The sequence below is a fragment of the Streptomyces sp. NPDC001068 genome (genome assembly GCF_042897315.1).
Lineage (GTDB): Bacteria > Actinomycetota > Actinomycetes > Streptomycetales > Streptomycetaceae > Streptomyces.
The window spans coordinates 1-12,607 of the sequence record NZ_JBIAYD010000035.1; the positions used below are offsets into that span (position 1 = coordinate 1).

Here is a 12,607-nt window from a genome sequence, read left to right on the forward strand (position 1 = left end):
CTGCACGAGCTGCTCGGTGTCGAGAACGTCAAGAACTACGACGGCTCCTGGACCGAGTACGGCAGCCTCGTCGGCGTCCCGATCGAGCTCGGCGCCGCCAAGTAGTACGGCGGACACCGCGGTGGACACCCGAGAAACCCACCGGTATCCCGTATATGTGTGGGTGGCCGGTTCCGCTCTCTCCGCAGGTGTTTGAATATGCAAGGATCATCCCTGCCAGCCGCATTTGACCCAACGGCGTGCCGGTGCCGCCTCGGCCTCGGCACACAAGGAAAGGCGGGTTCGTATGTTCGACACGAGGACGAAGCTCCGTGGCGTGGCCGCCGTCGCGATCGCCGCCGCGGCCCTGACCGGCCTCGGCGCCGGGACGGTGAACGCCGCGGACTGGCCTCCGCTGCAGGAAGGCGCCTACCTGTACTCGGGTACCACGGGCACGGGCACGGTGACCGTGGCCGACCTCGGCGACCTCGGCACCTGCCACATCTTGTCCGTACCGGCCCGTTCGGTGCAGATCGCCAACGGCTCGGCATCGCTTGAGCTGCACTCCGGGCCGGGCTGCACGGGCGGCGCGTGGCGGTCGGGCTCGCTGGCGCGGACCGATTTGCCGTGGGCGGCGCTGAGTTACCGCGTGGTCGCGGCCTGACGGCACGCCACCGTCCTGGCCGGTCGCCTCAGTTCGGGCCGGCCAGGAACTCCGCGCACAGCCGGTTGAAGAGTCCTGCGCGCTCGTACGGGGCCCAGTGGCCGGTCCGGGCCATCAGATGGACGTCGCAGTCGGGCAGTCGGCTCGCCAGCATCCGGGCGCCGGAGGGCCGGTTGACCTTGTCCGCACTCCCCCACACGAGCAGTGTGGGAACCGGAAGGCGGGTCAGCCTGGGGTCGCGGGTGAGGTCCATCCGCCAGATGGTGCGCAGCGCCCCGCGGCCGGACGGGCGGCGCAGTGGGGGCGCCGCGAGGATCTCGGGGTCGAGGCTGGCCCGGTACCGCTCCTCGATCGCGGCGTCCGTGATGTCGGCGTCGTCGAAGACGAGATAGTGGCGGATGAACTCCGTCAGTTTCAGCCGGGAGGGGCCGTCGCCGGTGTAGTAGCCGAGCAGGCGGTTGACACCGGAGGTGGGCAGGGCGCGAGTGGTGCCGATGCCGCCGGGTGCGGCCAGGACCATTCGACCGACCCGGTCCGGGGTGTCCAGCGCCAGTCGCAGCGCGCAGGCGCCGCCGTAGGAGTGGCCGACCAGGTGCGCCCGGTCCAGTCCGAGCGTGTCCAGCAGGGTCCGGATCCCGTCGGCGAGATACCCGAAGGGGTCGGCGGAGTCGACACCCTTGGTGCTGCGGCCGTAGCCCGGCAGGTCGGGGACGATGACACGGTGGTTCCTGGCCAGTTCGCCGATATTGCGGACGAAGCTGGACAGGCCTGTGGTACCGGGGCCGCCGCCGTGCAGGAGCAGCACCGCCGGGCCGCTCCCGGCCTCGACGGTGAAGATTCGTTGCCTGCCGGTGTCGTAGGTCGCCTCCCGCAGGGTGGGCAGGGCGGTCTCTCCGGTCATCGCGGTGTTCCTCACTTGCTGACGGGCTGCGGGCAGGGGAGCGGGGCGGCCAGGCCTCAGTCCTCGTTCCAGACGCCGAACACGTGCTGATCTTCGCGCACCGGCACCGGGACGCCGCCCGGACCGCGTCCGACGCGGGTGCCGTCGTCGCGGGTGGCCACCCCCTCGGCGCCGTCGCGGGGTTCAGCGTCGTGCGCCCCTCTATCGTCCAGGCTCCGGAGGGCGTCGGATCCTCGGCAGCCGGACAGCGGGCGGTGCCGGCGACGGCGCCCTGGAGGCGGGGATTGCGGAAACGTGGGGTCATCACGGGATTTCGGGCAGCGGGATCCGGGGTGGGGCGGGCTCTGCCCTGTAGACGAGTCCGGGCCCGCGACACGTTCACCGCGATTCCGGGTGCGGCGCCGGAGCCTGGTTCCCGAACCGTTGTTCCAGAATTCGGTCCCTGCGGTCCCTTCCGTCCCTGGGTACGGGCACGGCCGGAGGTCCCGTGGATGATGCCGGGGCCCGGGTGAAACCGGCAGAAGCGCGCCGGGGCGCCCGGCTCGGCGGGCGGCGGAGGGGGCCTGCGCGCGAACGCTAGGATCGCCGGAGCCCGGCCAGCTGGACACGTGTCCGGACCGTCATCCGGCAGTGAGAACCTCCGGCACATGTGCACCAGCAGGGGCGCCGGAGATGTGTCGGGTACTCCCCCGGGCGACCTCGTGCCGGGTACCGGCTGCTACGCCAGCGACAGGAAGAGTCTCTCCAGGCGGGCTCGCATCCGGGCACCGTCCTCACTGCTCGCGCGGCCAGACTCGGTCTCGGCGACACACTTCCGCAGACTTGTCGCGATGATCGAGAACCCGGCCCGGTCGAGGGCCCGCGAGGCGGCGGAGAGCTGCGTGACGACCTCCGCGTAGTCCTGCCCCTCCTCGATCATCCGGATGACACCGGAGATCTGGCCCTGAGCGCGGCGGAGCCGGTTCAGTACGGCCTTCAGCTCGGCTTCTTCGGGCTCCAGATCCATGCGCTCACTCCTCGACTGGTACGCCGGCGAGCACCGTATCCTCCGCTCCGCTCGGCGCCGCGGGACGGCCGACACCTGTTCCGGGGTGCCACACCTTTCCTGGGTCACCCACCACACGGGACGGATTCCGTAGGTGTCCCTTCATAACTCTAGCCTTTACTCCGACCCGTCCTGGCGACAGGGCCGAGGTGCTCAACGATCTCTGATCCGTGCTGCTGGAAAGGCGAAACGTGGCGGAGGCGAGGGTCAGCCGGAACCGCTCGGTGGAGCTGTTCGCCGCTCTGCGCGTGGCGCGCACGGAGCGGGTGTACGCGAAGGCCGAGGCACCGCCGGCGCCAGGTCCGGACGCCCGACCCGTAGCGTCGGCCTGTTCCCAGCTTCGATCCGTTCGTCAGTGGACCAGTGTGGAGATCCAGCCGCCGTCGACACTGAGCGTCTGGCCGGTGACAAAGGAACTCGCCGGGGAGGCGAAGTAGAGGACGGCTTCGGCGATGTCCGCTGGCTCGCCCAGCCGGCCCAGGGCGTACTGGGCGGTCAGTGTCCGCTCCAGTTGCGGGTCGGCGAAGATCGCGGCGGACATGTCCGAGCGGGTGACGGCCGGCCGGACCGCGTTGACGCGCACCCTGGCGCCGCCCCACTCCGCGGCGAGCGCCCGGGTGAGGGCGTCCACCCCGCCCTTGGTCGCGGCGTACAGACTCTGGTGGGAGATGGCGCGCTCGCTGCCGATGACGGACGAGATGTTGACGATGCTTCCGCCGCCGCCCGCCGCCATGTGCGCGGCGACCCGGCCCGACAGGAGCAGGGGCGCGCGCAGGTTCAGTGCCCACAGCTCGTCCGCCTCCTCGGCGGTCAGTTCGTGGCTGGCGGTGAAGTTCTCCGCGCCCGCCGCGTTCACCAGGATGTCTACCCGGCCCAGACGGTCGACGGCCGTCTCCATGACCTGCCGCGGGCCGTCGGCGCGGGTGAGGTCGACGGGCAGGACCACTGCGCCCGCTCCCTGACCCGGCAGTGCGGCGGCCACCGCGGACAGCGTCTCCTTGTCCCGTCCGGCCAGGGCCAGACGCGCCCCCGCACGGGCCAGCCGTGCGGCGATGCTCGCCCCGATCCCGCGACCGCCGCCGGTGACGACGGCGGTACGGCCCTCCAGCGGCCTGCCGGAAGGATCCTCGGCCGCGTTCTCTACCTGCGTCTCCATCGCCTGTGTCTGCTGCACTCGTGTCTCCTTCACGTACACGTTTCCTTCCTGGGATAGGGCGGCCGGCGGGTTCTCGCACACCTGCCGGGGACTCATCCGGCGGGGCGACGGTAGGCGCCGTACCACCAGATGTGCCCGAGCTCCCGGGCGAAGACGGCGTCGCCGTCTCCGCCGTCGACACCGATGTGATGTGCGATCGCCTGGGCGCCGCCCCAGACGATGATCCGGCTGGCGGCGGCGGCATCGAGGTCGGCCGATGTCGTACCGGCCGACTGCTCGGACAGCAGGGTCCTCAGTACTGCCTCGTCGAAACCTTCTAGGTCTGCGGTGTAGAAGTCGCTCACGTCCGGGTCGTACGACGCCGCCTCGCGAACGGCGGTGATCACCCCTTGGTGGGCTCGATGGACGGTGATGACCTCGGCGAAGAACTGGGCGAACCGGTCGGCTCCGGACCCCTCGGCGCTGGGATCCCACTGCCGTGCCAACTCCAGCAGCGCCACGCGCAGTTCGTCGGTGAGTCGCACCAGGATGTCGGACTTGCCGTGGAAGTGTGCGTAGAAGGTGGCCCGGGAGACCCCTGCCTCCTCGATGATCCGCTGGACGCTGATCTCGCTGAAGGGCTCGCCGGAGTCGAGCAGCCGCCGCAGGGTGTCCATCAACTGCGTCCGTGTCGCGCCCGCACGCATGGTGTGGTGGTCGGCCTGTCGCCGGGTCACGGGTCTCATGAGGTACCCGCACGCGCCGGATCCGGGGTCCCGACGGTGGTCGCGATCCCTACGAGGACCTGCGCAAACTCGCGGGGGTGTGAGTAGAAGGGCGCGTGATGGCCGGGGACGCGGTGGACCTCGTCGGCGCGCTCGGCCATGGTCTCGGCGATCGTGCCGGTGAGGGAGACGTCATCGTCCGGGATGACGTAGCTGTTGGGCACGGTCTTCCAGCCAGCCGTGGTGACCGTCTCGAAGTCGCCGCGCACTGTCTGTGGGACGAGCCGGGCGGATGCCTCGGCCGTCTCCGGGTTCGAGGGGTCACCGTCGTAGAAGGCGGCGGGCAGGTTCAGTTCCGGGTTGCGCGGCGGACGCAGGCCGGCCAGGGTCGCCGGCACGGGCACGCCGTGGGTCTGGAACATGCCTTCGCCGACGTCGAGCATGTAGGCCGCGACGTACACCGCGTGCACGACATTGGACGCACCGGCGATCGCCTCGGTGACCGGCACGCCACTGTACGAGTGGGCCACCACGATCACGGGCCCGTCCGTCTCGTCCAGGGTCTGCCTGATCAGCCGCGCGTCGTCGTACATTCCCGGCAGTGGATCGGTCGCGGCCGGGTCCTCGACCGCGCTGAGCAGGCGCACGGTGCGCGTGACCCAGCCGTCCGCCTCCAGGATCCGCTGGAGCCGCTCGTACACCCAGGGACCGTGATGGCCGCCGGGGACCAGAATGAACGTGGGTCGACCCGCAGTCTCGCTCATGAGCACTTTCCGGTGGTTCGGGCGGCACAGCCGCGCATGTCGGGCGACGGCGTGACGCCGAAATCTGCCCTGTCCGGCCGCAACCATACAACGTGTTCGGACACATTGGAAAACACGTGTGCGATAGACCTGAGAACGTGTGCCTGCGCCTCGTAACCTCGAAGTCCTGGCGTCAGATCGTCGAAGGGCGACACCGTACCGGTGCGATCGGCACGCACTACCGCTCGTGGCGGGCGGCGGAGTGTGCCGTTGAACCGGTAGTCACCACGGGCCGCTGCCCGACCGCCGTCCGTCGGCGCGTCGCCTTCGAGCCCGGGCTCCCCGCACGGCCGGCAGGCCGAAGTGACGTTCGCTCCGGCGCACCTCGCCGGGATCGGCGGGAGCTACTTCCCGGTCTGTCACCATCGACGTCTCCTGCGTCGACGGTGCGGCCTGGCACCGCGAGGCTCCGCTGCGCGGCGACGGGACACACTTCCGTCTCGCCGCCCCCGCGAAGGCACGGTTGGCGACCCTGCGGGTGGGCGCCCAAGACGGCGCGGGCGACGGTGACACCCGGACTGTGGACCGGGCGTTCGGCCTGAGGTCCTGAGGTCCTGAAGCCTGGAAACGCTGCGATGTGCCCGCATCGGGACTCTCCGGTGCGGGCACACGTCCTCAACAGTTCAGCAGGTCAGAAGCCAAGGCTCCAGCGGTCCAGGTAGCCGCCCTCGCTCGGGGCGATACCGGGCGCGGCCGGGGTGTAGTCGGTGACCCGGAGCTTCCACACACCGTTCGCGGGCACGGCGGAGGCGTCGACGGTGAACGTGTCGTGCAGTTCCGTGCCGGTGTTCCAGGCGAAGTCCTTCACCAGCAGTACCGTGCCGTCGGGGCCGATGAGCTGGACGACCTGGGCACCGATGAAGGTGTGCACGATGTCCACGGAGACCTTCAGGGCTGCGGGGGCGTTGCCGGTACGGCCGGTGACCGTCAGGGGTGTCTCGACGCTCTTCCAGGCGGCGTAGTCGTGACGGTCCGGGTCGACGAAGTAGTCGCCGCCGGAGGCGATCACGGTCCAGTCGAAGGCGAACCGCCGCTTCTCCGCCGCCGAGTCGGTGAAGGTGATCGTGGTCGGGTAGGTGCCGGCGACGGTGGGTGTGCCCGATATCAGACCGGTCGTGCCGTCGATGGCGAGGCCCGCGGGCAGACCGCTCGCCGCGTAGGTGACGGCGCCGGGACGGGTGGAGACGGCGGCGGCGGTGCGGGCGACGGGCTGGCCGACGGCCGAGTCACGAGTGGACAGCGAGGTGATGGCGATGTGGTTGACGTACCGGGGACCGACGTCGACCGCGGCCCAGGCGTTCGCCACGGACTCGTAGGCGTCGCTGGTGGTGCCGAACAGGTCGGCGGCTGCCTGGAGGGTGGCGGTACGGGCACCGGCGTAGTCGGTGGTGCTGGTCATGTAGTGGGTAAGGGCCCGGTACCAGACGTTGGTGGCGTTGTGCAGGCCGATACCGGCGACCGGGAGGCCGTCGTAGGTGGGACTGTCGTAGTCGATGCCGTTGACGGTCTTGTGGCCGCTGCCCTCGGAGAGCAGGTAGAAGAAGTGGTTGGCGACGCCGGCGCCGAAGTGCGGGTCGAGCAGGTGGGTGCCGGGCGTCCAGTAGTCCTGCGAGGTGCCCTTCTCGGAGGCGTCCTTGGAGGGCTGGTCCATGTAGCGCAGGGGCTTGCCGGTGCCGCGGACGTCGGCGAGTTCGCCGATGGTGTAGTCGGGCACGTCGTCGGGGTCGTTCGCGAAGAACTCGACGGCGGTGCCCATGATGTCGCTGGTGGCCTCGTTGAGGGCGCCCGACTCGCCGGTCTCCAGCAGGCCCGCGGTGGCGGAGGTGACACCGTGGGTCATCTCGTGGGCGGCGATGTCGAGTTCGGTGAGGGGGTGCCGGTCGTCCAGGCCGTCGCCGTAGGTCATGCAGAAGCAGCTGTCCAGCCAGTACGCGTTGGCCAGCCCCGAGACGTGCACATTGGAGACGGCTCCCACGCCGTCGTCCGCTATGCCGTTGCGGCCGAACATGTCGTGGTAGAAGTTCCACGTCGTACGGGCCCCGTAGGCGGCGTCGACGGCGGCGGTCACCGGGTCGTCGGCCGTGCCGTCGCCCCAGACGTCGTCGGCGTCCGTGAAGAGTTCACCGAGGCCGCCGTTCTTCACGTTGCGGACGCTGTTGCCGCCGCGCTGGGTGTCGACGAGCTGGTAGGTGTCGCCCACGCGCTGGGTGCCGAGCTGGACGGTGCCGCTGTACTGGCTGTTGCCGACACCCGCCGTCACTTCGTCGTAGGCGGCGAGCCGGCTGCCGGTGGCGGCGTCGAGGACGACGTGCAGACGGCTGGGCGTGCCGTCCGCCCGAGACCCGGAGACAACGTTGTCCAGAGCCATGCGCGGGGTGGCGGAACCAGCCCAGACAACGCGCTTCGGGGAGCCGTCGACGACGGCGTGGGCGATGTGCTGCTCACCGGCCGCGGCCAGGGCCGCGCTCCTGGCCCGGCCCGTCGGCACCACGCCGTCGATGGCGGGGACGGACAGCGGGGCGTGCAGGGAGTCGTCGATGCTGCGGCCCCGGGCGCCGTCGTGGACGATCAGTTCGCCTCCGCCCTCGACGGGCAGGCCCTCGTAGGTGCGGGCGTAGCGGGTGTGCACCGTGCCGTCGGCGTCCTTCAGGACGTCCTTGGCCACCAGGTTCTCGTGGGCACCGGCGTGCAGTGCCCTTCTTACGGCGGCGCGGTCGCCGTCGGCCCGGTCGAGCAGTCGTATGCGCTCGGCGGAGGTGAGGGCGACCGCTTCGGCGCTCGCTCTGGCACGCGCTCTGACCAGCGGCGGTGCCGATGCGTCGGCGGCGGGGCGGGGGACGTTCGCGGGTGCCTGGGCCGGAGCGGCGACGGCGGACGGGGCGGACAGGGTGAGCGCGCCCAGTGCCGCGACGACGGACACCACGAGGGGGCGGACGGGTATGAGGCCGGACGGCGGCCGGACGGTGTGCGACACGCGTCCGGCGATCCTGAAGCGGAACATGACTCTCCTGGCACGGAGGTGGAGGTGACGGCGCCACGACGCTGAGGCACCTGGGAGCTGAGAGCGATGACGCGAAAGCGACGGGATCGTCGCAGCTCCTGGCCCTGTTGTCAGCATCCCGGTGATCACTGTTCGAAATCCGGCCATGGTGATGTCACGGCACGCAGGGGCGGTTCAGGCCGTCGACGGGCGCATTTACGCCACGGCAACATGCAGCCATCGGGGAACTATGGCGGATTTCTTTCTGCGCACCTGGGCGCACGCACCTACCTGCCACCGGGGTTTCATGCCAGTGAGGTGTGCACACCTTCTTGCCCGGAGGGGGTCCGGAAGCGGTAGGGCCGTGAGGTCGGTGTGCGCGTTCCCTCAGCGGTCGAGCGGTGCCGTCATCCCCTCCGGCGGGTGCCGGGCTCCCCCGTGGTACGACCGGGTCCGTCCGCCGCGCGAGCGGGCCGTGCGACGGCACCGGCGGGTTGCCCATCCATCGGGTGAGGACCGTCGACGAGGTCGACGTCCTCACGCGTCCGGGCCGCCCGGAAGATCTCCGCCCAGGACGTCACGCCCGGACGGCGGCGCAGGAGCGCGCGGCGCTCCCTTTCGGTCATCGCGCCCCACACGCCGTACTGCTCACGATGGTCCAGCGCGTAGGCGAGGCAGTCGAGCCGCACGGGACACGTGACGCATACGATCTTGGCGTCATTCTGAGCGGTGCCCTCGACGAACATCCGCTCCGGTTGTGCCCGGCACAACCCCCGGTGGATCCAGTCCACGCCAGCCTCGCTTCCCCAGCCGTGCGTCCGGCGGGCCACGCCCACGCGTCCATGCACACGCTGCTGAACACGTGTGATCCTAGCCGACATGTGTCACACCGTCACATCAGCCGGAGGGCCGCGCCACGGCCGGTCGCGGAGATCAGCCGTCGTAGCGGACGCGATGGCACAGCGCGGGTATCTCGCCCGTGGCCAGGCCCTGCATCACCGTGGGTAGTTCCTCGAACCCGCTCTCGCCGGTGATGAGGGCGTTCAGCGCCGGATCGGCGAGGAGTTCCAGGGCGAGCGCGAGCCGGTCCGCGTAGCCGCGCTGGGCACGGGCGGGCGAGACGGTTCCGACCTGGCTGCTGCGGATGGTGAGCCGGCGGGAGTGGAAGCCCTCACCGAGCGGCAGTGTGACACGCCGGTCGCCGTACCAGCTCAGGTCGATCACCGTGCCCTCGGCCCTGAGCAGTTCCAGGGACCGGGCGAGACCCTGCTCGGTGGCGCTGGCGTGCACGACCAGGTCGCACCCGTCGCGCGCTGCCTCGGGGGCGGCGAACTCCACGCCGAGCGCGGCGGCGGTCGCGGCCCGGGCGGGGTCGGCGTCCACCAGCTGCACGCGGACTCCGGGGTACCCGGCCAGCAGGGCCGCCACCGAGCAGCCGACCATCCCGCCGCCGACCACCGCGATCCGGTCGCCGATGAGGGGCGCGGCGTCCCACAGGGCGTTCACCGCGGTCTCGACGGTGCCGGTGAGGACGGCCCGTTCGGCGGGGACTCCGTCGGGCAGCGGGGTCACCGCGCTCGCGGGAACGACGTAGCGCGTCTGGTGCGGGTACAGGCAGAACACCGTCCGTCCGGTCAGCCGGGCGGGGCCCTCCTCCACGACGCCGACGCTGAGGTAGCCGTATTTCACCGGTCCCGGGAAGTCGCCGTCCTGGAACGGTGCCCGCATCACGTCCCACTGGCTGCGGGGCACCTGGCCGCGGAACACCAGCGCCTCGGTGCCACGGCTGACGCCCGACCAGAGCGTGCGCACCAGGACCTCGTCGTCGCCGCGTGCGGGAAGTGTCACATCACGTATCTCGCCATGGTCCGGGGAACGCAGCCAGAACGCGCGAGCGGATTGGCTCATCGCGGTTTTCCTCCTGACGGATGGGGGGCCGGCCTGAGCCTGCCGCCGGGACAGGACATCGGGCGGCTGCGAAACATGTCTCGCAGCAGAAGGTACACACCCCCGCCGGGGCCGGGGGCTTCCGCGGAGAGCTTGTAGAGGTCAGGAGTCCGCACAACAAGAACTTTTTCGGCCATAGCAGGTGACGGGAACCCTCAGGGGCATCTAGTCTTCTGCGTGACGTGTGGGGCCGGGACGGTCGGCGGCCGGACAGCGCCGCCATCCGATGTCACGGGAACGCACACAGTGACCGGCGTGCCGCTTCCTGCCAGGGCACACACTCGATCCGGGCGGCGAGCCAGGTGACATGTTCGCGCAGGCGAGCGGACGGGAGAACGTACTCCCGCCACGGAACCCGGTGACGTGTGTGCGCGGACGCGGGGCGTCCGGACCGGTGCAGCGGTGAAGGGAGTGGGGGACTGTGGAGTCGATCCTCGGAACTATGGTCGGCCGCGAGAGCGAGCAGAAGCTGTTGTCGGGCCTGGTGGCGGACTCCGGTGGGCGGGCCCTGGTCCTGCGGGGGGACACCGGAGTCGGCAAGAGCGCGCTGCTGGACTACGCCGCCGACATCGCCACGGCCGAGAAGCACCGGGTGATCAGGGCGGCAGGCGTGGAGGCCGAATCGGAACTGCCGTTCGCCGGCCTGCACCAGTTCCTCTACCCGCTGCTCACCTACATCGACCGGCTGGACGACGCCCACCAGAGGGTCTTCGACGTCGTCTTCGGCAGGAGCGGCGAGAACACGCCGCCCTCGGTCATGACGCTCGGCATCGCCGCTCTGGACCTGCTCTCGCTCGCGGCCTCACAGAAGCCCCTGCTGCTGGTCCTCGACGACGGCCAGTGGTTCGACGCCTCCAGCACCGAGGTGGTCGGGTTCGTCGGGCGCCGGCTGACCGGCAGTTCGGTGAAGCTCATGGTCGGCCTGCGCAGCGAGGTGCCTTCCGGCTTCGACACGGCCGCCCTGCCCGGCCTGACGGTGACCACGCTGTCGGAGAAGGCTTCCGAAGCACTCCTGGACAGGCACCACCCCGGGCTGGAACCGGACATCCGCCGCCTGGTCCTGGACGAGGCCCAGGGCAACCCGCTGGCGCTGCTGGAGCTGCCGCCCTACGTGCGCGGCGGCCGCGCGGAACGCAGCTCCGAGGAACTGCTCGGCTACAGCGGCATCCCGCTCCCCCAGCGTCTTCAGCACGTGTACGGCACGCGTATCGAGTCCCTCTCCGGTGCCGTCCGGGCCGAACTGCTGCGCGGCGCCCTGGACGGTGTCGGAGCGGGTACGGCGGCCGGTCTCGCCCGCAGTACGCGCTATCGCATGAGGGACGCCGACGAGGCCGCGGCCGGCGGTCTGCTGGACGTCGACCCGCTCAGCGGCGACTTCGTGTTCCGGCACCCGCTGGTGCGCTCGACGGTGGTCCAGATGGCGACCCCGAACGAGCGGCGGGCTGCGCACGCGGTGCTGGCGGGGGTGCACTGGGACGACGTGGAGCGGCGGGCCACTCATCTGGCGGCCTCCGCCGTGGACCCGGACGAGGAGGTGGCCGCCGCCCTGGAGCAGGCCGCGGAGTCCGCGACCCGGCGCGGCGGCGCGCTCGCCGCCGTCGCCTGGCTGACCCGGGCCGCCGAACTCAGCGAGCAGCGCGAGGACCGCTCCCGCAGGATCGCCGACGCCGCCTTCGTCGCCGGACACGCGGGACTGCTGGACCGGGCACAGCAGCTGGTCCGCTCGGACGGCGCGTCCGGGAGGCAGGAGTCCCCGGCCTCGGTGGTCACCTCGGCCTACGTCGCACTGTACGAGGACGGGGACGTACGGTCCTCGCAGCGGCAGGTCCTGGCCGCGGTCGAGACCCTGCGGGACAGCGGCCTGGCGCAGCCGGACGAGACGCTCACCAGACTGGTCAACCTGCTGCTGGCCATCAGCCAGTACGCCGGTGACGAAGCCGGATGGGAACAGGCGCACGAGGTGCTCGGCACCCTGGGTGACCTGGTGCCGCCGCTCACTCGGATCTACCAGGACGCCTGGGGCGACGTGGTGCGCCGCGGCGCGGGGGTGCACGGGCGGGTGGATCGCGCCTTCGCCGACCTGCGGGACCTGGAACCGTGGGACGTCAGCAGGCTGGGGGTGGCGGCCTACCACGTGGACACCCTGAGCCGGCACCGGCCGCGTCTGCAGCGCATCGTCGACCGCGAGGTCGAGACGGGGGCCATGGTCATCGGCATGACCATGCTGCACCTGATCATGCTGGACCAGATCGCGGTCGGTGAATGGGAGGAGGCCGAGCGGACCGGACAGCGGTGCCTCCAGCTGACGACATCGCATCAGCACGCCTTGTTCGCCCATCACAGCCGGGCGTATCTCGGTCTGCTCGCCGCCCTGCGCGGCGACACCGACCACGCCCGCGAACTCCAGGCCACCGTCGACACCTGGGCC

10 protein-coding genes and 1 pseudogene are annotated in these 12,607 nt (G+C 70.9%); 3 read left to right on the plus strand and 8 right to left on the minus strand.

What is annotated here, in order from left to right; translation table 11 throughout:
• Together ACFY3I_RS43410 and ACFY3I_RS43415 are read left to right on the plus strand one after the other, a co-directional pair.
• Nucleotides 1-105: pseudogene (locus ACFY3I_RS43410) on the plus strand (sulfurtransferase); the annotation flags it as partial.
• A gap of 181 nt (nt 106-286) precedes the next feature.
• A complete protein-coding gene (locus ACFY3I_RS43415) occupies nt 287-643 on the plus strand; it encodes a hypothetical protein (protein ID WP_390866469.1) in 357 nt (118 codons plus the stop codon).
• Between the two features lie 28 nt (nt 644-671).
• Here ACFY3I_RS43415 and ACFY3I_RS43420 read toward each other — a convergent pair whose 3' ends face one another.
• The 8 genes from ACFY3I_RS43420 to ACFY3I_RS43455 all read right to left on the minus strand — a co-directional run bounded on the left by ACFY3I_RS43420 (nt 672) and on the right by ACFY3I_RS43455 (nt 10,140).
• Entirely contained in the window at nt 672-1,544 is an 873-nt protein-coding gene (locus tag ACFY3I_RS43420) for an alpha/beta fold hydrolase (protein WP_390866470.1), read from the minus strand.
• A gap of 718 nt (nt 1,545-2,262) precedes the next feature.
• Nucleotides 2,263-2,550, minus strand: coding sequence for a metal-sensitive transcriptional regulator (locus ACFY3I_RS43425; protein WP_390866471.1), 288 nt, complete (start codon nt 2,548-2,550; stop codon nt 2,263-2,265).
• Nucleotides 2,551-2,941: 391 nt separating this feature from the next.
• Complete coding sequence (locus tag ACFY3I_RS43430) at nt 2,942-3,778, minus strand: SDR family NAD(P)-dependent oxidoreductase (RefSeq protein WP_390866472.1); 837 nt, start codon at nt 3,776-3,778, stop codon at nt 2,942-2,944.
• A 59-nt stretch (nt 3,779-3,837) separates the two neighbouring features.
• Nucleotides 3,838-4,470 carry a TetR/AcrR family transcriptional regulator gene (locus ACFY3I_RS43435; RefSeq protein ID WP_390866473.1) on the minus strand — a complete coding sequence of 211 codons (633 nt, stop codon included), beginning with the start codon at nt 4,468-4,470 and terminating at the stop codon, nt 3,838-3,840.
• A complete protein-coding gene (locus ACFY3I_RS43440) occupies nt 4,467-5,213 on the minus strand; it encodes an alpha/beta fold hydrolase (RefSeq protein WP_390866474.1) in 747 nt (248 codons plus the stop codon). Before ACFY3I_RS43440 ends, ACFY3I_RS43435 begins: the two co-directional genes overlap by 4 nt.
• 670 nt (nt 5,214-5,883) lie before the next feature.
• Nucleotides 5,884-8,253: a M4 family metallopeptidase gene (locus ACFY3I_RS43445; RefSeq protein ID WP_390866475.1), complete on the minus strand. Its 2,370-nt coding sequence runs from the start codon at nt 8,251-8,253 to the stop codon at nt 5,884-5,886.
• A gap of 386 nt (nt 8,254-8,639) precedes the next feature.
• Nucleotides 8,640-9,023: a WhiB family transcriptional regulator gene (locus tag ACFY3I_RS43450; RefSeq protein ID WP_390866476.1), complete on the minus strand. Its 384-nt coding sequence runs from the start codon at nt 9,021-9,023 to the stop codon at nt 8,640-8,642.
• Nucleotides 9,024-9,165: 142 nt separating this feature from the next.
• Entirely contained in the window at nt 9,166-10,140 is a 975-nt protein-coding gene (locus tag ACFY3I_RS43455; RefSeq protein WP_390866477.1) for a zinc-binding alcohol dehydrogenase, read from the minus strand.
• Between the two features lie 481 nt (nt 10,141-10,621).
• Here ACFY3I_RS43455 and ACFY3I_RS43460 point away from each other — a divergent pair.
• On the plus strand, nt 10,622-12,607 hold a 1,986-nt coding region (locus tag ACFY3I_RS43460), incomplete at its 3' end, for an AAA family ATPase (RefSeq protein ID WP_390866478.1).